General features: G+C 57.3%; 18 protein-coding genes and 1 pseudogene. 5 read left to right on the top strand and 14 right to left on the bottom strand.

Annotated features, from left to right (window positions below):
- Positions 1-92 precede the first annotated feature (92 nt).
- On the bottom strand, positions 93-1418 hold the full coding sequence (locus QRN85_RS17915; RefSeq protein ID WP_112962552.1) for an NAD(P)/FAD-dependent oxidoreductase: 1326 nt from the start codon (positions 1416-1418) through the stop codon (positions 93-95).
- A 227-nt stretch (positions 1419-1645) separates the two neighbouring features.
- Between QRN85_RS17915 and QRN85_RS17920 the strand changes: the two genes are divergently transcribed.
- Positions 1646-2122 carry an Lrp/AsnC family transcriptional regulator gene (locus QRN85_RS17920; RefSeq protein ID WP_062586280.1) on the top strand — a complete coding sequence of 159 codons (477 nt, stop codon included), beginning with the start codon at positions 1646-1648 and terminating at the stop codon, positions 2120-2122.
- Positions 2123-2132: 10 nt separating this feature from the next.
- Here QRN85_RS17920 and QRN85_RS17925 read toward each other — a convergent pair.
- From QRN85_RS17925 to QRN85_RS17955, 7 genes and pseudogenes are all read right to left on the bottom strand, one after another.
- Positions 2133-3794: pseudogene (locus QRN85_RS17925) on the bottom strand (ABC transporter ATP-binding protein).
- Positions 3794-4636, bottom strand: a complete 843-nt coding sequence (locus tag QRN85_RS17930) for an ABC transporter permease (RefSeq protein WP_112962551.1) — start codon at positions 4634-4636, stop codon at positions 3794-3796. Before QRN85_RS17930 ends, QRN85_RS17925 begins: the two are co-directional and overlap by 1 nt.
- 2 nt (positions 4637-4638) lie before the next feature.
- On the bottom strand, positions 4639-5589 hold the full coding sequence (locus QRN85_RS17935) for an ABC transporter permease (protein WP_062586200.1): 951 nt from the start codon (positions 5587-5589) through the stop codon (positions 4639-4641).
- Positions 5590-5719: 130 nt separating this feature from the next.
- Positions 5720-7333 (bottom strand): ABC transporter substrate-binding protein, encoded by a 1614-nt coding sequence (locus tag QRN85_RS17940; protein ID WP_112962572.1) that lies wholly within the window; start codon positions 7331-7333, stop codon positions 5720-5722.
- Positions 7334-7408: 75 nt separating this feature from the next.
- On the bottom strand, positions 7409-8125 hold the full coding sequence (locus tag QRN85_RS17945) for an HAD-IA family hydrolase (protein WP_162723374.1): 717 nt from the start codon (positions 8123-8125) through the stop codon (positions 7409-7411).
- A gap of 241 nt (positions 8126-8366) precedes the next feature.
- Positions 8367-9740, bottom strand: coding sequence for an aspartate aminotransferase family protein (locus QRN85_RS17950; protein WP_284759624.1), 1374 nt, complete (start codon positions 9738-9740; stop codon positions 8367-8369).
- 14 nt (positions 9741-9754) lie between these two features.
- Positions 9755-10603 (bottom strand): GNAT family N-acetyltransferase, encoded by an 849-nt coding sequence (locus QRN85_RS17955; protein WP_284759625.1) that lies wholly within the window; start codon positions 10601-10603, stop codon positions 9755-9757.
- Between QRN85_RS17955 and QRN85_RS17960 the strand changes: the two genes are divergently transcribed.
- Genes QRN85_RS17960 through QRN85_RS17970 form a run of 3 tightly spaced genes read left to right on the top strand, consistent with a single transcriptional unit; the run spans position 10589 to position 12884 of the window.
- Entirely contained in the window at positions 10589-10915 is a 327-nt protein-coding gene (locus tag QRN85_RS17960) for a hypothetical protein (RefSeq protein ID WP_162739309.1), read from the top strand. The genes QRN85_RS17955 and QRN85_RS17960 overlap by 15 nt on opposite strands.
- Positions 10912-11580: a haloacid dehalogenase type II gene (locus tag QRN85_RS17965; protein WP_112962546.1), complete on the top strand. Its 669-nt coding sequence runs from the start codon at positions 10912-10914 to the stop codon at positions 11578-11580. Before QRN85_RS17960 ends, QRN85_RS17965 begins: the two co-directional genes overlap by 4 nt.
- 26 nt (positions 11581-11606) lie before the next feature.
- On the top strand, positions 11607-12884 hold the full coding sequence (locus tag QRN85_RS17970) for an NAD(P)/FAD-dependent oxidoreductase (RefSeq protein ID WP_284759626.1): 1278 nt from the start codon (positions 11607-11609) through the stop codon (positions 12882-12884).
- Positions 12885-12925: 41 nt separating this feature from the next.
- On the opposite strand, the gene QRN85_RS17975 is transcribed toward QRN85_RS17970, so the two are convergent.
- From QRN85_RS17975 to argE, 6 genes are all read right to left on the bottom strand, one after another.
- The gene (locus QRN85_RS17975; RefSeq protein WP_284759627.1) at positions 12926-14383 is read right to left on the bottom strand and encodes an NAD-dependent succinate-semialdehyde dehydrogenase; all 1458 of its coding nucleotides are present in this window, start codon (positions 14381-14383) and stop codon (positions 12926-12928) included.
- Positions 14380-15441 (bottom strand): tartrate dehydrogenase, encoded by a 1062-nt coding sequence (locus QRN85_RS17980; RefSeq protein WP_284759628.1) that lies wholly within the window; start codon positions 15439-15441, stop codon positions 14380-14382. The genes QRN85_RS17975 and QRN85_RS17980 overlap by 4 nt, the downstream gene beginning before the upstream one ends.
- A gap of 14 nt (positions 15442-15455) precedes the next feature.
- The gene (locus QRN85_RS17985; protein WP_284759629.1) at positions 15456-16919 is read right to left on the bottom strand and encodes an aldehyde dehydrogenase family protein; all 1464 of its coding nucleotides are present in this window, start codon (positions 16917-16919) and stop codon (positions 15456-15458) included.
- Positions 16920-16933: 14 nt separating this feature from the next.
- Positions 16934-17296 carry a cupin domain-containing protein gene (locus QRN85_RS17990; protein ID WP_062586184.1) on the bottom strand — a complete coding sequence of 121 codons (363 nt, stop codon included), beginning with the start codon at positions 17294-17296 and terminating at the stop codon, positions 16934-16936.
- Between the two features lie 21 nt (positions 17297-17317).
- Entirely contained in the window at positions 17318-18241 is a 924-nt protein-coding gene (locus QRN85_RS17995) for a 2-hydroxyacid dehydrogenase (RefSeq protein WP_062586182.1), read from the bottom strand.
- Between the two features lie 103 nt (positions 18242-18344).
- The gene (gene argE, locus QRN85_RS18000; protein ID WP_284759630.1) at positions 18345-19469 is read right to left on the bottom strand and encodes an acetylornithine deacetylase; all 1125 of its coding nucleotides are present in this window, start codon (positions 19467-19469) and stop codon (positions 18345-18347) included.
- A gap of 200 nt (positions 19470-19669) precedes the next feature.
- Here argE and QRN85_RS18005 point away from each other — a divergent pair, with 200 nt between their 5' ends.
- On the top strand, positions 19670-20566 hold the full coding sequence (locus QRN85_RS18005) for a GNAT family N-acetyltransferase (RefSeq protein WP_284759631.1): 897 nt from the start codon (positions 19670-19672) through the stop codon (positions 20564-20566).
- Positions 20567-20623: the final 57 nt, after the last annotated feature.

A 20623-nucleotide genomic window follows, 5' to 3' on the forward strand; every position in this document is an offset into this window, starting at 1 on the left:
CTACGTTATTGGGTTGCGATAACGTCTATGGTTTGTGAGCGCGCGTCCAATAGCTTGAAGGAAATTGTTGAGAGAATTTACCGTTCCAGGATTTAGAAATCTGCAACCTTGCCCCAGACGGAGGTGTTCAGACGGGAGGGGCGGTAGGGAACGGGATCGACGATGGGCGTCGCTCCGGTCACGATATCGGCGACCAGATGTCCTGCACCCGGCCCGATGCCGAAACCGTGGCCGCTGAAACCGGCGGCCAAAATGAGGCCGGGTACGCTATCGATTTCGCCAATCGCCGGCACGCCGTCAGGCGTGCTGTCGATGAAACCGGCCCAGGCGCTGGCGATGGTCGTCTTGCGCAGTTCGGGCAGCAAATCTTTTGCCCGGCGAAAGGTTTCGTCGATTTGGGTCTGGTCGGTCTTGGGGTCGAGAATGCGGTTTTTCTCCATGGGCGTGATCTTGTGCATGGACCATTTCTTCAGCGTCTCATGGCCCGCCTTCCAGCCCTCTAACCCGCCGAGTGCCAGGCTTTTGCGGCGTTTTAGGAACATCGGTACGAACTCGCGGGAAAAGCGGAGCTGTTGCGGTGTGGGGTCGACACGCGCCCTGCCACTGATTGCCAGCGTGTAACCGCCATCGCCACGCCTGGTGATTGACACATCTGCCGTGTGCAAGGCATCCGGCAGATCTTGGGCACCTGGGGTCACCGATAAAATAGATGAGCGAACGGCTGCCTGCGGAAAGCGGATTCCAAGCTGGTAGCAGAAGGACGATGCCCAGGCACCGCCTGCCAACACGACTAACTTCGTCGCGATGGTTCCTTTTTCCGTGACGACACCGGATACGCTGCCAGCCTGCAACTCGAGACCGCGTGCAGCGCACATCTGGTGCACGGTTCCACCAAGCTTCATGATTGCCCGCGCCACGACGGGTGCAGCCCGGGAGGGGTCGGCGATGCCATCAGTCGGTGAAAAAACGCCACCCCGCCAATCCCGTCTGGTGGCGCGGCCACGCTCCTTCGCCTCATCAGCACTGAGCATATGTGTGGTTACTCCGACTGTGCGAGCGAAATCACGCCAGCGCGCCCAACCCTCGAGTTCCGCCTCATTGTTGCTGAGATAGAGCAATCCGCACCGGCGAAATCCGGTTTCTTCTCCTGTCTCGGCGGCAAACCGCTCCCATAGCGCCAAGCTGTGCGTGGACATGGGCAATTCACGCGCATCGCGGTTTTGTTGTCTGCACCAGCCCCAATTGCGGCTGCTTTGTTCGGCTCCAATGAGACCCTTTTCGACCAGTGCCACCTTCAGCCCACGCTGCGCCAGATAATAGGCGGAAAACACACCCGCCACGCCGCCACCAATGACGATCACATCGGCTTCTCCAGGCAGTTGCGACGTCGTCTCGATGCGGTAAAGCGGTGCAGGCATTGGATTCTCCTATCGACGCCCCATACTAACAGCAACATCCTATTGCACCTGCCGCAAGGAGCAGGTTTGACAGAATTTTATTCTGTAGCGTGTTATCGCGCCGCATCTATCTGCCAAATTTGCGTGGAGACCCGGCGGAGAACCTGTATTTCGGCGGTTTTGCTTGCGCTGCTCGATACGCCGCATATTATGCTGCGTGGAAATGACCCAGCGGGATGTGGAGCAACATGAAGCTTGACCGGATCGATATCAAGATTCTCCATGAACTTCAAAAGAACGGCCGCATCACGAATGTTGAGCTTGCAGAACTGGTGAATCTCTCACCCAGCCCGTGCCTGATGCGGGTCAAAAAATTGCAGGCAGAAGGGTTCATCACCAGCTATTCGGCGCACATCAATATCGGCAAGCTTGGCCAGACATTGACGGTCTTTACCGAAGTGACCTTGAAAAACCATCGTCAAATCGATTTTGCACGCTTTCTCGCCGCCGTCGAAAAGCTGGATTCGGTTATTGAATGCCATCTGGTTTCCGGTGGCTATGATTATCTGCTGAAATTTGTCACTGGCAGCATTGGCGAGTATCAGACCATCATGGAGCGCCTGATCGACATGGATATCGGAATCGACAAATATTTCAGCTTCGTCGTGCTGAAATCCCCCATCGTCAAACCGCATATGCCGCTGACCAGCTTGTTCCCGATGTAGCAACAGCGCTTCAGCGCTGCGCGAATGCCCGTACCAATTCTGGGTCCCGCTCCAGACCGTCCAGCCAACCGGTGTCCAGTTTGGGTACGGAAGAAAACAGCAGCTTGGAATAGGGATGAGCGTTGGCATTGCCCACGGCTGATGGTGGCATCTGCTCCACCTTTTCGCCCGCATACATGACGGCGATTTCATCGCAGATGGCCTGCACCACGGAGAGATCGTGGCTGATAAAGATGTAGGAGAGCTTCAATTCCCGCTGCAACTCTTTCAACAGGTCGATGATGGCGGCGGCGACGACCGTGTCCAATGCAGACGTAATCTCGTCGCAAAGAATGATTTTCGGATCGGCAGCCAAAGCACGCGCCAGGTTGACACGCTGTTTTTGCCCGCCGGACAATTCGGCCGGACGGCGAAATTTTAAGGTGCGTGGCAGCCGAACCATATCGAGAAGCTGATCGACCCGTGCTTGGCGCGCAGCTCTGTCCATGTCGTGATAGAATGCGAGCGGTCGTTCCAGAATGTCGCCAACGGCCTTGGAGGGGTTGAGCGCCGTATCGGCAAACTGAAAGACGATCTGAAGCTTGCGCAGCTCTTCGCGTCGGCGCTGGCGGGCGTCCGCGGCCAACTCCTTGCCATCGAAGATGATGTGGCCGGACACAGGCGGCAGAATGCCTGCGATGACGCGGGCAAGGGTTGATTTTCCGCAACCGGATTCACCGATAATACCGAGATTTCGGCCCTCTTCCAGTGCGATATCGACCGATTTCAATGCGAGCGCTAATGGCATGCCGTTGGGATGAATCGGTCCGTAACCTGCAACAATGCCCTTCGCTTCCAGCAGTGGCTTTTAAAATTTACTTCCAGTTTCCTCTGCGCTGGCGTGGATACGAGGTTTAAAGGCTGCAAGAAGCTCCTGCGTGTAGGGGTGTTGCGGCGCGGTCAGAATCTGTTCGGCGGTGCCGATCTCCTGCACTTCGCCGCCCTTTAAAACGACGATGCGATCCGCAATCTGTGCGACGACAGCAAGATCGTGCGAGACGTAAACACCTGCTAGGTTGCCGGCTTTCATGACAGATTTGAAGGCGCGCAGAACTTCGATCTGGGTCGTGACGTCAAGCGCAGTCGTCGGTTCATCAAAAATCACGAGGCGGGGATTGCCGATCAACGCCATGGCGGCAGAAAGCCGTTGAAGCTGACCGCCGGAAACCTGGTGCGGGTAACGATCACCGATCGTATCGGCATTGGGTAAGGCAAGTGCCCGGAACAGTTCGATGGCACGCTCCTTTGCGACTTCATCGCTCATGAGCCCGTGAATACGCATGACTTCTATCACCTGATCCATGATGCGCTGCGCGGGATTAAAAGCGGCAGCCGCACTTTGCGGAACATAGGCGACTTCCGTGCCACGCAGTTTCGCAAGCCCTTTGCGTGACGTCGCGGCCATATCATTGGCGCCCAGACGAACCGAGCCGCCAACGATCTTGCAGCCCGGGCGGGTGTGACCCATCAACGTCAACGCAATGGTCGTCTTGCCGGAACCGCTTTCACCAATCAGAGCAACGATTTCACCATCGGCAATATCGAAACTGACGCCGCGAATGATTTCGACCGTCCGGCCAGTATCGGTTTTTGCTTCGACCTTGAGATCACGAACTTCAACGAGATTGGCCATCATGCGCTCCGGTCACGAATTTTCTGCGGCAGATTGTCGATCAGCATGTTGACGCTGATGGTGAGCGTCGCGATCGCGATGGATGGAAACATCACGGCAGGTGCGCCGTAGGAGAGCCCGCCGATGTTTTCCCTCACCAGTGCGCCCCAGTCGGCGTTGGGCGGCTGCACGCCAAGGCCAAGGAAGGACAGGCCGGACAAAAGTAGCACGATGAATACGAAGCGAAGGCCAAAGTCTGCCAGCACCGGGCCCAAGATATTGGGCAGGATTTCCGAGCGGATAATGTAGAAAACGCCTTCTCCACGCGCGCGGGCGACAGTCACAAAATCCATTGTGTTGATGTTGACGGCAAGCGAGCGGGCAAACCGGTAGGAACCCGGGGTATAGATGATGGCCATGGTTATGATCAGGACCGGAATCGATGGCCCCATGGCTGCCACGATGACGAGGCCGAAAAGCTTGCTGGGAATTGAAATCAGCGCATCCAGAAAGCGTGACAGGCATGTATCGAACCACCCGCCCGTAACGGCGGCGCACATGCCAAGCGTCACACCCGAAACGCAGGCTATGGTAACTGAGGCAAGCGAGATGCCGACCGTGTAGCGTGCGCCCATCAGAATGCGGGAGAAGATATCACGACCCAGATAGTCCGTGCCCATGACGAACTTCTGAGACATTGGACCGAAGTAGTCGAAATCAACGATATCGCCGACCGGATAGGGGATCAGCAGCGGCGCGAAAATCGCGATGACGGCCCAGAAGAGAATGACCGTCAGCGCCGCAATTCCGACTGCGTTGAACCGATATCCGAGCTTGCGGGGGGAAAGAGCAAAACCTGCCATGATCAGCGGAGCCTCGGATTAGAGACGATGGCGATGATGTCTGCAATGGTGATCAATATGAGATAACCGAGGCAGAAGATCAGGGCACAGGTCTGGATAAGGGGCAAGTCGCGGGTGGAAACGGCATCGACCATCAATTTGGCAATGCCCGGATAATTGAAAATGGTTTCAACGATAATGACGCCTCCCAGCAGGTAGGATACAGAAAGCGCGACGGCGTTGACGATGGGGCCGAGCGCATTGGGAAGAGCATGGCGCAACACCATGCGGGACCGTGATGCGCCTTTCAGCAAAGCCATTTCCACATAGGGCGTGTCGAGCGTCTCAATGACGGCTGCGCGTGTCATGCGGATCATCTGCGCGGAAATGACGAAACTCAGCGTAATCACGGGCATTGCAAAGACGCGCAGCAATTCGCCGAAGGATTGGACCTCATTTGCAAAGGCAAGCGCTGGCAGCCATTTCAGATAGACCGCGAAAATCAGAACGGCGGAGGTTGCCACCATGAATTCGGGAACGGATATGACCGTGATGGTGATTGTCGTGACGATACGGTCGTATATCGTCCCACGCATGATGGCGGCGGTGATGCCGAGCGTCAACGCGATAGGAATGGAAAACAGCGCGGTCACGGCGGCCAGCTTCATTGTATTGGCCAGACGTCCACCGATGAGGTCGACAATGGCCATGTTGTTTGCGTAGGATTTGCCCAGATCGCCAACGAACAAACCGCCAAGCCAACGGAGAAAGCGTAGAATGGCGGGGTCATCAAGATGCATGGCGGTTCTCAGACCCGCTACGGCCTCTGGCGTGGCTGACTGTCCGAGCAGGATTTGCGCGACATCGCCTGGCAACATCTCGGTTGCGAAAAACACGGTGAAGGCAACGATCAGCAGGGTGATGATTGCCACGAAGAGCCGGTTTATCACAAGTGCAAGGACATGTTTGTTCATACGGCCTCTCTTTCGGAAACGATCCTGGCTCCCGTTTCAAGTCATTGTCCGGCCAAAGCGTGCGGATATCAATGCGGGGAAATAGGCGAACCTTCGCCCGCCGCCTGTCGCGACGGGCAAAGGTCCGGGATCAGGCCTCGAGCCATACATATTCGGCGAAGGCGTAACCCATCATTCCGCCAAGCGGGCTGGGCTGAAGGCCCTTCAGCTTGGAAGATATGCCATCGACATTTGAGATATAGACCGGAACGATCGTACCGGCTTCTTCCGCGATCATCACCTGCATTTCGTTGTAGATCGTTTTGCGCTTTTCGATGTCGAGCATGCCGCGTGCTTCCACCAGCATCTTGTCGAACTTCTCCGACTTGTATTGGCTTTCATTCCATGGCGCGTTGGAAGCGTAGAGAAGCGAAAAGAGGATATCAGGGGTCGGCCGCGGGTTGATGTTGCCGAAGTGCATTGGTGCTTTCAGCCAGTAGTTCGACCAGTACCCGTCGGAGGGAACGCGCTGGACATCGAACTTCATACCAAGTTGAGCGCCTGCCGCCTGTACGACCATTGCCATGTCAATGGAGGAGTTTGCAGCTTCCGATGCGACGATCGGGATGGACTGGCCGAGCAGGCCAGACTTCTGGAAATGGAACTTCGCCTTGTCAGGATCGAAGGCTTTCGGCTTGAGGTCCTTGTTATGGTACATGTTGGCTGGCGAAACCGGCTGGTCGTTGCCGAGTTCGGCCAGACCGCGCAGCACAGACTTCTGGATTTGCTCGCGATTGACCAGATTTTTCATGCCTTGCACGAAATCGGCCTTATTGCCCGGTGCCATGTCCAGGCGCATGTTGAGGTTGGTGTAGTTGCCTGAAGTCGTCTTGGAGATGACAACGTTTGGCTGACCTTCCATCAGGCGGATGGCGCGTGGGTTTACGGATGCGGCAAGCTGGATATCGCCTGCCAGAAGCGCGTTGACGCGGGCGGTATCGTCGGAGATCGCGAAGAACTCGAAGGAATCGAGATAAGGCCCTTCGGACTTCCAGTAGTTTTTGTTCTTCGTGGCGACCGAGCGGACGCCGGGTTCGAACACTTCGCAGACGAAAGCGCCGGTGCCGTTGGCTTTCGAGAAATCCGTCGTGCCATCGGCGATGATCATGAAGTGGTGCAGCGCCAGAATGGTCGGCAAGTCAGCATTGGGATTTTCAAGGGTGATTTCGACGGTCAGATCATCGATGGCCTTGAAGCCGGTCATCTGCTTGGCAATGGAATTGACCTTGGAGCCGACGGCGGGGTCGAGGTGGCGCTTGAGAGAATAGACGACGTCTGCCGAGGTCAGCGACTTGCCGTTGTGGAATGTCACGCCCTTGCGAAGCTTGACGGTCCAGACCTTGGCGTCCTTGCTGTCAATGGTTTCTGCCAGTTCCATCTTCGTCATGCCGGCCTGATCGATGATGGAAAGGCGATTATAGAAGGCGCAGCAGCGTACATAGTCCGTGGAAAGGGATGCCTTGGCCGGATCGAGCGTATCTGCGGTGGAAGACGACCAGCCAGCCGCCTTTAGCGAGCCACCGGAAACCGGCGCGGCAGCAAGGGCCTGACCTGCGCGTCCGAGAATGGCGGAGCCTGCGGTCATGGCAACGCCACCCGCCATTAGCATCTTAAGAAGGTCGCGACGGCTCGCGCCACGGCGAATGGCATTTTCAACCATGGCATCGTCAGCTGAGGTCCAGTTGATGAGGGTGTTATCGGTCATGTTCATTCCCCTTTTTGTTAGATTCAGGCGGGTCGAACGGCTTATGTGCGCCGCTTTTACCCTTGGAGGGCAGTGTCAGGCGTTGGCTTTCTCCTCGACTGCATCGGCGAGCGCTGCCATGGAGGTGAAGTGGAAATCCGGTTCGGTAAAGTTTTCCGGCTCGATGGTTCCGCCATAGCCCTTTTGCGCATGGCGTCTCTCGATCCAGCAATTCGTCATGCCCAGCTTCCGGGAAATTCCGATGTCGTGATACTGGCTCTGGGCGACGTGCAAAATGTCGTCCTTGCTGTTGCCTTCGGCTTGAACGAACTCGAAGACATGGTGGAAAAAGGCAGGGTCGGGCTTTTCCGTGCCGGTGTCGTCGGCGGTGAAGCCCTGATAGAACGGATTTCCAAGTTCCTTGGAAAAGCATTCGAAAGCCCAACGCTGGGCGTTTGTCATGGCAATCAACCTGTAGCGCTTGGCAAGTTGCGCGAGGGCGTCAGCGCTATCGGGAAACGCTTTCCAGCTTTTCGCGGAATCGCGAAGCCGTTCGCCAAGCGCGCGTTCGGCGGGCAAGCCGAGATCCGGTGCGATTACCAGATAAACGCGAACGAGATCATCCGGGAACAGGCCGACATCAGGCAGATAGCGGGCCTTGCGATAAAGCGTCAGCGCAGCTTCGGCATCGACGGACACGCCATGCTCTTCAGCGATCTGCTTCAGGCATGTAATCAGGCCGCTTTCGAAATCGATCAGCGTTCCCACCACATCGAAGCTCAGATATTTGAAGTCTGCTAAACTCTTCGGCAAAGTCATGCTCCTGTTTTGCAAGCGGATCGCGGATGGGTCTTGATGTCGTCGCAGAATTCTGTGCTGTCAGTTTTGATCCGTAATCGCTCTGTTCCTGGCTTGGACGGTCGATTCTGGCGAAAGTACCGCGTTCTTTGCGTTCATCATGGCAAGAATTGATCGCGGGATTCGCTGAAAGACCGGACCATTGCGGCACAATATTCTGAATATGCCGCCCGAGCGGTATTTCCAACACAGCCCGTCAGGCCATAGCGGCGCGCACGTCCGGATCTTCGAGCGTCTGGTCCAGCGTCATGCGCGTGCGCTCGATGATCGCGTCAATCTCGCTTTCGGTGCAGCAGAGCGGCGGCGCATAGCCGAGGACACCATTGCCGAAGGCGCGAATGACGAGGCCATTTTCCCAGGCTCGGTCAAAAATTCGGCGCGATGGGTCAGCAGCGGCAGGCAAAGGCGTCTTCCTATGCTTGTCCGTTACCAATTCAATGGCTGCCAGCATGCCGCGACCGCGGACATCGCCGACGAGGGGATGGTCTGCAAGGCTCTGAAGTCCCGCCATCAACCGCGCGCCGGCTTTGACGCCGTTTTCAAGTAACCCGTTTTCATAGAGTCTCAGCACTTCCAGCCCAACAGCCGCGCTGACTGGATGGGCCGAGTAGGTGTAGCCATGGCCGATTGCCGCGGCCCCTGCACCATCCGCGATGACATTATACACCCTGTCGGACATGAACACGGCACCCATCGGCACGTAACCGGAGGTCAGGCCTTTGGCGGTGGTTATGAAATCCGGCACGACATCATCTTCCGAACACGCAAAGAGCGGGCCGGTGCGGCCAAAGCCGGTGATGACTTCGTCGGCCACCAGCAGCACATCATACTCTTTGCAAACCTCGTGCATAGCCTTTAGCCATCCCCTTGGTGGCACCAGAACACCGCCCGAGCCTTGAATTGGTTCTACATAGAATGCCGCAACACGTTCAGCCCCAATCTCTTCGATCTTCGCTCGCAAGGCCGCAACGGAAGAGGCGATAATGGCGTGTGGATCGGCGCCGACCGGATTGCGATAGGCATAATGCGACGGAATTTTGTGCTGCCAGTCAAACGGCAGACCGAAGCCCGCATGAAATATCGGAAGCGCAGTGAGGCCCGCACCGACGGTGCTTGAACCATGATAACCCTGTTCAAGGGAAATGAACTGATCCTTCTGCGGTGTGCCGAGAGAATGGTAGTAATAGCGGATAAAGCGAACCGTGCTGTCCACGGCATCTGAGCCACCAAGCGTGAAATAGATATGGTTGAGGTCACCGGGCGCACGGTCTGCCAGTTCCGATGCCAGGCGGATTGCAGGTTCGGAGCCGAGGCTGAAATAGCCTGTTGCATATGGCAGCTCGCGCATCTGTTTTGCAGCGGCTTCTACGATGCTTTCATGGCCGTAACCGGCATTGACGCACCACAGACCGGCGAAACCATCAATCATCTGGTGACCGGTCATGTCGGTCACGGTGGCACCGTTGGCCGATTTCAGCACGCGGACACCGAGCTTTTCATGGCCTCTGTAGGACGCAACGGGATGGACCAGATGTGCGCGGTCGAGTTCGATAAGGGAATTGCTGAGCATAACGATCTCCAGGATTAACCGAGGGCCTGACTGGCCAATGCAAATGTTTGGGGGATGATTGTTTGAACGGCGATGTTTTCGCGATGCTTTGCATCCCGCACCATGGCGATGCCGCCGCCGACATGAAACAGGCCATGATCCTTCAGCCACGGGGCAAGGCCGGTGTGTTCGCTTGTGTCGACGCGCAGGAACTGGCCCTCCCTTCCGGCAAACAGAAACGAAAGCAGAGTCTTTGCATCCGCGGCGTTGTCTGCGACGACAGGCCCCGCGACTTCACCGCGCCCGAAGTGGCGGATGGCGCCGAAGCCGACAATGCGGCTTTCACGACGAATGACGGCAAGGTGGCCGTGTTCTGCCAGGTAGTCAAGCAGAGTGCGGCGATCCATGGTGCAGGCCGTGCGGTCAAGGTCCAGGCATTGCGCCAAATCCTGCTTGCCCGCCCACTCAACACCTTCACCGGGCGGAATGGAAGATATCTGTCCCTGATGTTGGACGATGCGGTGCGTCTCGCGAAAACCGAGCTTTTCATAGAGCGGCAATCCATCCTGCGTGGCAACTAGCCTGCACTCGCGCCCACTCGCCGCGTTCAGCGCAAAATCCATCAGACGCTTGCCGATGCCGAGTCCGCGCATTGTTTCATCAACAATCACCATGTTGATAGTCGCGACATCATCGCCATAGAGCGTTGCCATTGCTGTTCCAAGAACGCGGCCCTGATGTACGGCAGCGACGCCCCTGCTGAGTGCAAGACCCATGGCCCAGTCTTCGATTCTATGCGGCCATTGCGCTTGTTGCGAAAGCGCCAGCGCACCCTCCAGATGGTTGGAAGTGAATTCAACGAGATCGATTTGGCTCGCCAGCATGGCGTATTCCCTCACGGCATGTTTGCTTTCTTCATTGATAGCCCTTGGCGCAAAGAAGATCGTCCTTACCTCAGCGTCGGTTCGATCAGTTTGCGCTGTCTGTGGTTGAAGCTGCCGCATCTTATGCTGCGGCCATGGTGGATGGCCCTAACGAGCGAAGGTCGCGCAACTCTCTGCCAAAGCGCTGCATCTTTACGCAACAATCTGCTTCGGTTGACGGTGATTGCGGTGACCGCCGCCGAATCCGACCACTATTATGACGTGATGAAGAGCTCAGCCCCACGGCCACTGCACAAGGACAGAACGACATGACCCAGTTTCGACCGAAGTACATCACCTTCGATTGCTACGGTACGCTGACCAACTTCCAGATGGCGGAAGCGGCACAGACGCTCTACGGCGACCGGCTGGATGCGCAGCAGATGGCGCAGTTCATCAAGAACTTTGCAGCCTACAGGCTGGATGAGATTCTGGGAGACTGGAAGCCTTATAACGAAGTCGTTCACAACGCATTGGAGCGCACATGCCGCAAGAACGGCGTTACCTTTAAGGATGAAGACGGTCGCTTCGTTTATGAGCAGGTGCCGAGCTGGGGGCCGCATGCGGATGTTCCCGCCGGTCTAGCCAAGGTCGCCAAGGAAATTCCGCTGGTTATCCTGTCGAATGCCATGAACGAGCAGATCATGTACAATGTGGAAAAGCTCGGCGTGCCTTTCCACGCCGTTTACACCGCGCAGCAGGCCAACGCCTATAAGCCGCGCTTCAAGGCTTTCGAATATATGTTCGACATGCTGGGCTGTAATCCGGAAGACATTCTCCATGTTTCCTCGTCATTCCGCTACGATCTCATGTCTGCGCATGATCTCGGCATCAAGAACAAGGTTTGGGTCAATCGCGGCCATGAACCAGCCAATCCTTATTACGGCTATACGGAAATCAAGGATATCTCGGGTCTCGCTGGCGTCGTCGGACTTTAACGCAGCAACATAGGGGAATGAGGACGATGCAGTTCAAATCCTACTGGCACGACACGGCCCCCATCTTTACATCTGCAACACCGGGAGAGGTGGAAGGTACGTTCGATGTCGCCATTATCGGTGGCGGCTTTACCGGCCTGTCCGCAGCGCGCAGTCTGGCCAAAGGTGGTGCGAAAGTTGTTGTGCTGGAGGGGCAGCATGTCGGCTTCGGCGGCTCCGGCCGCAATGGTGGGCATCTGAACAACGGCATCGCTCACAGTTTCATTTCGGCAAAAGAACATCTAGGCGTAGAGCGCGCCAGCGCGCTCTACCGCGCATATGATGATTCCGTTGATACGATCGCGGCGATCGTGGCGGAAGAGGGCATTGATTGCAGCTTCCGCCGCGCCGGCAAACTGAAACTGGCGTCAAAGCCTGCACATTTCGACGCCATTGCCAAGAATTTCGAAGTCGTCCACCGCGAGATAGACGCCGATACCGCGCTACTTTCCAAGGCTGAGCTGCAGACGGAAATCGGTTCTGATGACTTCCACGGTGCGATGCTGTCGAAGAAAAGCGGCATGATGCATATGGGTCGTTTCGTGCATGGCGTTGCACAAGCGTGCGTGCGCCACGGTGTTACCATTTTTGAAAAGGCGCCTGTGACGGACCGCACCGAACAGGGTGGCATCCATCGGCTGACAACACCCCGCGGTTTTGTCGAGGCGCGCAATATCGTCGTCGCCACCAACGCCTACACGTCTGGCCCCTTCGATTATTTCAGGCGCCGCATCATTCCGGTCGGCAGCTTTATCGTGGCGACACGACCGCTGAGCGAAACGGAAGTCGCTTCCGTCATGCCCGGCAACCGCACCTGCGTTACCTCCATGAATATTGGCAACTACTTCCGTTTGTCGCCGGATAACCGGTTGATATTTGGCGGGCGAGCGCGTTTTTCCGCGACATCGGATGCGCGCTCGGATGCCAAAAGTGGTGAAATCCTCAAAAGCGGGTTGGCAGAGATTTTTCCGCAGCTACGCGGTGTGGATATCGACTATTGCTGGGGTGGTCTGGTGGGCATGACCAGCGACCGGTTCCCGCGCGCAGGCGAAGTCGAAGGCCTGAACTTTGCCATGGGCTATTCCGGCCATGGCGCGCAGATGTCGATCCATATGGGAACGCTGATTGCCGACAAACTGCTCGGAAAGCCGGATCGCAATCCGCTGAAGGGACTGGATTGGAATGCGGTGCCGGGCTATTCCGGCAAGCCCTGGTTCCTGCCAGTGGTCGGCTTTTACTACAAGATGCTCGATAAGTTTCAGTAGAGCCAGAGGCCCGCAACGATCAGGTTGCGGGCATTTTTCTCTCAGTTCAAGCCGCCTATATGGAATGCCTTGGTCTCAAGATATTCCTCTATACCGCACTGCGCGCCTTCACGACCAAGCCCGGATTGCTTCATTCCGCCAAAGGGTGCGACTTCCATGGAAACGGAACCAGTGTTGAGCCCAACCATACCGAATTCCAGTGCTTCTCCCACGCGCCAGGACCGCTTCAGGCTTTCCGTGTAGAAATAGGCCGCCAAGCCAAAAGGTGTGCCGTTGGCAATGGTAATTGCCTCTTCTTCTGTTTCAAACCTGAAGAGCGGGGCGACGGGCCCAAAGGTTTCCTCAGCGGCCAGAGCCATGTCTATTGTCGCACCGCCCAACACGATGGGTGCGGTAAATTGATCGCCCTCAGGCAATGTCGGGCGGGTCGACAGAATTTCCGCTCCCTTGGAGAGCGCGTCTTCGACGTGGCGGTTGATCTTCTCGATAGCGGCAGCGTTGATCATCGGACCGATTGTGACGCCAGCTTTAGTGCCCGGACCAACCGTCATGGCGGACACTTTTGCCGACAGTTTCGCGGCAAAAGTATCGTAAACGCCAGACTGGACCAGAATGCGGTTGGAGCAGACGCATGTCTGGCCGCCATTGCGGAATTTGGACGCAATCGCGCCTTCGACAGCAAGATCGACGTCGGCATCATCGAAAACGATGAACGGCGCATTTCCACCAAGCTCCAGGCTCAGGCGCTTGATGCTGTCTGCGGCGCCTCGCATCAGCAACGAGCCGACACGCGTGGAGCCGGTAAAGGATATCTTGCGGACAGTTTCGTTGGACAGCATCTCGTTGCCGATCTCTGTCGGCATGCCGGTGACGATGTTGATGACGCCTGCGGGAATGCCTGCCCGCTCTGCCAAAACGCCCAATGCCAGAGCGGAATAGGGCGTGAATTCGGAGGGTTTGATGACGACGGTGCATCCGGCGGCAAGCGCTGGAGCCACTTTGCGGGTAATCATCGCATTGGGAAAGTTCCATGGTGTGATGATGCCGCAGACACCCACAGCTTCCTTCAAAATGACGATACGTCGGTCTGGGGTGGGGGATGGGATGGTATGGCCATTTATGCGACGGGCTTCCTCGGCAAACCATTTGACGAAGGATGCGCCGTAGCGGATTTCACCCTTGCCTTCTGCCAAGGGCTTGCCCTGTTCCATGGTCAGCAGGAGCGCGAGATCGTCCTCGTGCTCGATCATCAGCGCATACCACTTTTCTAGGAGGGCTGCGCGCTCTGCATGGGTTTTGGCCTTCCACGGTGCGAAGGCCTTGGCCGCAGCATCAATGGCTGCGCGTGTTTCATTCCCACCCATATCCGGCACGGTACCCAGCACACTCTGTGTGGCGGGGTCGATGACATCGACAGTCTTGCCTGACGCTGCGTTCAGCCATTTACCGGCAATGAAACCTTGCTGCTGAAACAGGCCCTGATCTTTTAGAGCGTTCATTCCATTTCTCCTCTAAGCAACGCAGTCAGCACGGCTGCGGTAATCACGTCGGTTTTGTCCTTGCCAGGCACGGTTCCAACACCTTTGGCGGTGGCTGTCTCAATGGCCAAAATGATAGCAGCGGCGGCTTCTTTCTCGCCGAGATGATCGAGCATCATCGCGCCCGACCAGATGGCCGCTATGGGATTGGCAATGCCGAGATGGGCGATATCGGGTGCCGAGCCATGCACGGGTTCGAACATGGAGGGGGCCGACCTGTCAGGGTTGATGTTCGCCGAGGCCGCAAAGCCCAGCCCGCCCTGGATGGCGGCACCCAGATCGGTAAGAATATCGCCGAACAGGTTGGAGGCGACAACGACATCCAGTGTTTCCGGTGCCATCACCATACGCGCGGCCATTGCGTCGATATGATAGGTCGTCACTTCGACGTCGGGATAGTCTGCTGCAAGTTTCGCCGTCATCTCGTCCCAGAAGACCATAGAGTATTTCTGGGCATTGGACTTGGTGATCGACGCCAGTTTCTTGCGGCGGGAGCGGGCCTGCTCGAAGCCGAAACGCAGAATCCGCTCTACGCCGGTGCGCGTAAAGATAGAGGTTTCGACCGCCACCTCGTCCGGTGTGCCGACATGGACACGACCACCCGCCCCGGAATATTCCCCTTCGGTGTTTTCACGGATGCAAAGAATATCGAATTCGTCCTTTTTTAAGGGGCCTTCGACACCCGGCAACAGGCGGTGGGGGCGGATATTGGCATATTGTACAAAGGCTTTACGGATCGGTAGCAGCAGGCCGTGGAGCGATACAGAGTCCGGCACCTCTGCTGGCCAACCCACTGCGCCCAACAGAATGGCATCGAAACCGCGCAGCTCTTCTATTCCATCCGCCGGCATCATTGCGCCGGTCTCCTTGTAGAAGGCGCAGGACCACGGAAATGTCGTCGCGCTCAGCGTAAACGTGCCCTGCTTTTTCGCCGCTGCCTGCAACACGGCCCAAGCGGCATCGATAACCGCAGTGCCGATGCCGTCACCGGGAATGAGTGCGATGGAATGGTTTTTCATGGATTGTGTCCGCCTTAGAGATCGATAAGAACGCTTTTGGACTTACGGTTTGCAATATAGGCCTCACGCCCCAGATCCTTGCCGATCCCGGAGCTCTTGTAGCCCCCTGTCGGCAGAATGTGGTCGCGAGAGCGGCCGTAGCGGTTCACCCAGATCGTGCCCGCTTGCAACTTTCGCGTTACGCGGATGGCGCGCGAAAGATCACGCGTAAAGACGCCTGCCGCTAAGCCGTATGTCGGATGGTCGGCCAAGGCGAGAGCCTCCTCCTCATCCTGGAATGTCTGGACCGTGAGAACCGGCCCGAAGATTTCCTCCGTGACCGCGGGGGAATCCTGCGTGACGTTCGCAAGCAAAGTCGGGGCGTAGAAATAGCCATCGCGATCCATTATCTGCCCACCCGTCAGACACTCTGCACCGGCGCCGATCGCGGCACGGACGATTGCGTCGATGCGTTCGATCTGCTTTTGCGAAATGATCGGGCTGTATTGGGTTTTCTCGTCCCATGTCGGCCCTGTCTCAACGCGGCACATGATCGCGGCGATAGCTGAGATGAGTTCCTCTGCGATTTCCTGCGCAACGATGAGGCGTGACCCTGCCACACAGGCTTGGCCCGCATTGGAAATGATGCTTTGTGCGACGGCCTTGGCGGTGCGCTCGATATCGGCATCGGCAAAGACGACTTGCGGGCTTTTGCCGCCAAGCTCCAGCGTCATCGGCTTGATGCCGTTGCGAGCGACATTCTGCATGATAGCGGCACCAGCGGTGGTGGAGCCGGTGAAGCTGACTTTCGATATATCCCCATGGCCGGTAAGAGCATTGCCTGTGACCAAGCCATCGCCCAGGACGACGTTGATAAGTCCTGCGGGAATGCCTGCCTCGACCGAAAGCTCGGCAATGCGGAGGGTCGAGAATGGTGTCATTTCCGACGGTTTCAGCACGACGGCATTGCCCGCCGCCAAGGCGGGGCCGAGCTTCCAGCCCGCCATCGACAGCGGAAAATTCCACGGCGTGATGGCGCCGACGACACCATAAGGCTCGGTCATGATCAAGCCCAGGCTGGTGTCGGAGGTGGGAACAAGATCGCTGCCTTCCTTGTCCGCAAATTCGGCAAAGAAGCGGATTTGCTCTGCAGTGACGGCGATATCGCCCGCAACCAGATGCCCAACGGGACGGGTGGAGGATACCGCTTCAAGCTTTGCCAGATGTTCCGCGTCCTGCTCGATTAGATCCGCCCAGCGTTGCATCGCGCGGGTGCGGTCTCGCGGGCGCACACCGCCCCAGTTGCTGCCTTTGAGCGCGGTTTTGGCAATCTGCACGGCCTGATCCACAAGATCGGCACTGGCGACCGGGCAATCTCCAAATGCCACACCATCCGAGGGGCGATGCATGGCAATGCCCTCGCTGGCATCCACCCTTTCACCGCCGATGAAGTGGTAATGCGGCAGTGATATCGTGTCTGGATCAAAGCTAAGCGTCATCGCCGTGTCGTTCCTTATGCCGGATCCGTCACGGTCACGTAGATTTTGCGAACCGTCTCGATGGTACGCCAGACGCCGACAAAGCCGGGCTTCATCATGAAGCTGTCGCCTGCGCGATAGGTAGTGGTTTCGCCGTCTTTTTCGTCCAGCTCGATGACGCCGGAGATGATGTGGCAGAATTCGTAGGTCGTGCCCTTGATGGAATGGGTCTCGCCTGGTGTCGCCTCCCAGATGCCGGTGTGAACGGTGCCATCGCGGCAGTCGTCCAGCGCCCATGTCTTGAAGGATGGGTTGCCGGAAATGAGCCGCTCAGGGGTTGGCTTTGCTTCTTTCGGCGTGGTCTGCGGATTAGTGTCGATACGGGTGATGAGCGACATGGACTGTCCTTTCTGTGCTATTCAGTAGCCGCGGCTGCGGTCGATGAGGCCGATGGGGTCGAGGCCGTTTGTGTGGCGGCGGATATTGTCGATAACGGCCATCGCTGCCGTTTCCGGCTGGGTGACAGAGGCGATGTGCGGGGTAATGATGACGCCGGGGTACCGCCACAGCGGATGGTCCGCAGGCAGCGGTTCCGGGTCTGTCACATCAAGCACTGCACCGGACAGATGGCCAATGTTCAACGCGTCTATCAACGCTGATTGGTCGAGCTGCTGTCCACGCCCGGCATGTATGAGAGCCGCTCCGGCGGGCAGCTTCGCAAAAAGTTGGGCGTTCAGGAGCCCTCGCGTTTCAGGCGTCAACGGTAGAAGGCAGATGAGAATATCCGTCTGCGCCAGAAAGCCATCGAGCTGATCTGCGCCGTGGTGGCAGGTCACGCCTTCGACGGCATGGGCGCTGCGGCTCCAGCCAGAGAGCGGAAAGCCGAAAGGTTTTAGCCTCTCCAAAACCGCCTTGCCGAGATGACCGAGGCCCATGACGCCGACGCGCCGCTCATGTGCTTGTTTTACTGGCAGTGCTTTCCATTCGGCTTTCGCCCGCTGCGCAAGATAGTCTGGCAGGCGACGGTGGAGTGCCAGAACGCCGAGCGTCACATATTCCTGCATCATCCTTATAATGCCGTCTTCCACCATGCGCACCAGTTTCACATGGGCGGGCAGGGCCGAGGTATCGAACTGATCGATGCCGGCACCGATGGAAAACAGAATTTCCAGATTTTTATAGCGGGCAAGGTCGTCAGGTGCCGTCCAGGTGATGAGATAGTGCACGCTTTCTGGATCGACGGAGGCGGGATCGCATATGAACGGCACCTCTGGCAGCTCCTGCGCAAAATGCTCGGCGAAGATTTTCGCGCGCGCCGCGTCGGAATTGAACAGAAATGTCATGCGCCAGCCCTCGTATTTCAGTCGCCCGAAGGTGGCGTATTTCAAACGGCAGGATGCACTGAAGCAGCAATGGATCGCAGCACATCTGACCGATTTGGCAGCGTCACGCGCTCAATCGCCTTCCAAGCTGGAGAAGCATTCTGTGGCAGAGGGAGAGTTCGTCGCGGGTAATGAACTCGTTTGCCTTATGCGCGCGCGCGATATCACCCGGACCGCAGATGATGCTGTCGATACCGGCGGCCTGGTATAGTCCGGCTTCGGTGCCATAGCTGACGGCGGCTAATGGTTCGAGCCCCGTTAATTCACGCATGAGTGCGGTTAGAGGTGCGTCTTCTGCGAGTGAGAGAGCCGGGTATTCACTCAATGTATCGAAGCTGACGTCGAAACCGTTTGTTTCCAACGTTTCTGTTGCCTTGCGCAGTGGCTCGAGCAGACTGGCGGGCGAAACACCGGAAATAGCCCTTGCCTCGATATCGGCGACGCAGAGGTCGGGAATGATGTTCACGGCCTGCCCACCTTTGATCGTGCCGACCTGGAGCGAGGAGTAGGGAGGCTCAAAATTGCTGTCGAAAGGACCATGCGTCAATGCATCTGCCGATTTCACCGCGCTTTCCAGTATCTTGCTCATCGCATGAATGCCATTCAGGCCCTGATCGGGTCGCGAGGAATGGCCTGTACGGCCCCTTACCGTGATACGTGCTGCCGCCTTGCCCTTGTGCGCGCGAATGGCGCGCAGGCCGCTCGGCTCTCCAACGATGCACATATCGGGTAGGGCGCAAAGTGTGGGCATGAGGTTGATGAGGTGCGGCACACCTTTGCAGCCAGCTTCTTCGTCGTAGGAAAAAGCCAGATGGACAGGTCGCTTCAGCCGCATCTTCGATAGCTCGGGCAAGGCAGCGAGAGCGCAGGCAAGAAAGCCTTTCATGTCGCTGGTGCCGCGTCCATAAAGCCTGTCGCCGTCGGCATGCAGGGAGAAAGGATCAGATACCCAATCCGTTTCACCCGCCGGAACAACATCCATATGGCCGGAGAGAATGACTCCCGGCACATCGCGCGGGCCTATGGTGGCGAACAGGTTCGAGCGATCTCCCTCCGGTCCCAAGGCGATGCTGACCTGTGCACCATGGCTGCGGGCGTAGTCGGCAATCCATTGCACGATCGTTGCATTAGGCTGCCCAACGACTGACGGAAATGACACCAATCGTTCCAGTATGTCGAATTCACCCATGCCAGCCTCGCGATCTTTTCGCGACAAACTAGAACCTTTATCATCCAGAATACCTCGAATGCATCGCAGCTTTAGTGGATACTGCTGAAAGTCAGGCGAATTCGGCTGAAATATTTGGCGTCGATGAAGTATTTCTGGAAACCGTATTTATGACATGCAGGGAATGCCCATGGCGCGCGGAACCTGCACAGGGGGGCGCGGTGGATAATCACGGCACCATACAGCTTGAGGCCTTTGAACTGACGCTGGAAGATATCGCCAGCGCCGATATCGAAAAGCTGCACGCATTGTCCGTCGGCGTTGGCTGGCCTCATCGGCCCAAAGACTGGCAGATGCTTCTGGAAAACGGCAATGGTGTCGTCGCGGTCGATTCCATTGGTCGTCTTGCGGGCTCGGCCATGTGGTTTGACTTCGGACCATCGTTTTCCACGATTGGTATGGTCATAACGCCTCCTCGGCTTCAGGCAAGAGGGGCCGGAAACTGGATGATGCTGCATGTGATGCAGCAAGCAGGCAAGCGGCGGTTTGGGCTGAATGCCACCCGTGCGGCAAAGCGGCTCTATCAGTCTCTGGGTTTTGTAATCGAAAAGACCGTGTTTCAGTGCCAAGGCGAGGCAACGCCGGTCGCCAATCCCCCCCTTGCGGCTGGCGCTACGCTGCGCGCTCTGGCACCCGGCGATGTAGAAGCCATTCTTGCACTCGATTTGACCGCTTTCGGTGCCAGCCGCGACAGGCTGTTCAAATCTCTGCTTCCGGTTTCCAAAGGCGTGGTACTGGTGCGCGGGCAACGCATCGAAGCCTTCTCACTGTGCCGTCGTTTCGGGCGCGGCGCCTTGATCGGCCCTGTTGTCGCAACCAACGAGGCCGATGCCATCGCCGTGACCCATCCGCATGTGGTGGATCATGCCGGACAGTTCCTGCGCCTCGATACGAGAGAAGAAAGCCACGCATTTCCGCAATACCTCGCAAACTCGGGCATTGCAGTCTTCGATACTGTCACCACCATGTCACTTGGCGGTTGCTGGATAGGGGGGCACGAGGCTTCTAAAAATCTCGAACCCAAAATATGGGCACTCGCCAGTCAGGCCTTCGGCTGAATCTCTTCGTCTGAACCGGAAATAATTCTATCAACGTCGTATTCCGTTTCCGGGAGC

The sequence above is a fragment of the Agrobacterium sp. fls2-241-TYG-188a genome (assembly GCF_030209845.1).

Excerpts from the sequence above, each read along its gene's own strand:
- QRN85_RS17915 (WP_112962552.1), bottom strand. The coding sequence starts at position 1,418 with ATGCCTGCACCGCTTTACCGCATCGAGACGACGTCGCAACTGCCTGGA.
- QRN85_RS17920 (WP_062586280.1), top strand. The coding sequence starts at position 1,646 with ATGAAGCTTGACCGGATCGATATCAAGATTCTCCATGAACTTCAAAAG.
- QRN85_RS17930 (WP_112962551.1), bottom strand. The coding sequence starts at position 4,636 with ATGGCAGGTTTTGCTCTTTCCCCCCGCAAGCTCGGATATCGGTTCAAC.
- QRN85_RS17935 (WP_062586200.1), bottom strand. The coding sequence starts at position 5,589 with ATGAACAAACATGTCCTTGCACTTGTGATAAACCGGCTCTTCGTGGCA.
- QRN85_RS17940 (WP_112962572.1), bottom strand. The coding sequence starts at position 7,333 with ATGACCGATAACACCCTCATCAACTGGACCTCAGCTGACGATGCCATG.
- QRN85_RS17950 (WP_284759624.1), bottom strand. The coding sequence starts at position 9,740 with ATGCTCAGCAATTCCCTTATCGAACTCGACCGCGCACATCTGGTCCAT.
- QRN85_RS17955 (WP_284759625.1), bottom strand. The coding sequence starts at position 10,603 with ATGCTGGCGAGCCAAATCGATCTCGTTGAATTCACTTCCAACCATCTG.
- QRN85_RS17965 (WP_112962546.1), top strand. The coding sequence starts at position 10,912 with ATGACCCAGTTTCGACCGAAGTACATCACCTTCGATTGCTACGGTACG.
- QRN85_RS17970 (WP_284759626.1), top strand. The coding sequence starts at position 11,607 with ATGCAGTTCAAATCCTACTGGCACGACACGGCCCCCATCTTTACATCT.
- QRN85_RS17975 (WP_284759627.1), bottom strand. The coding sequence starts at position 14,383 with ATGAACGCTCTAAAAGATCAGGGCCTGTTTCAGCAGCAAGGTTTCATT.
- QRN85_RS17980 (WP_284759628.1), bottom strand. The coding sequence starts at position 15,441 with ATGAAAAACCATTCCATCGCACTCATTCCCGGTGACGGCATCGGCACT.
- QRN85_RS17985 (WP_284759629.1), bottom strand. The coding sequence starts at position 16,919 with ATGACGCTTAGCTTTGATCCAGACACGATATCACTGCCGCATTACCAC.
- QRN85_RS17990 (WP_062586184.1), bottom strand. The coding sequence starts at position 17,296 with ATGTCGCTCATCACCCGTATCGACACTAATCCGCAGACCACGCCGAAA.
- QRN85_RS17995 (WP_062586182.1), bottom strand. The coding sequence starts at position 18,241 with ATGACATTTCTGTTCAATTCCGACGCGGCGCGCGCGAAAATCTTCGCC.
- argE (WP_284759630.1), bottom strand. The coding sequence starts at position 19,469 with ATGGGTGAATTCGACATACTGGAACGATTGGTGTCATTTCCGTCAGTC.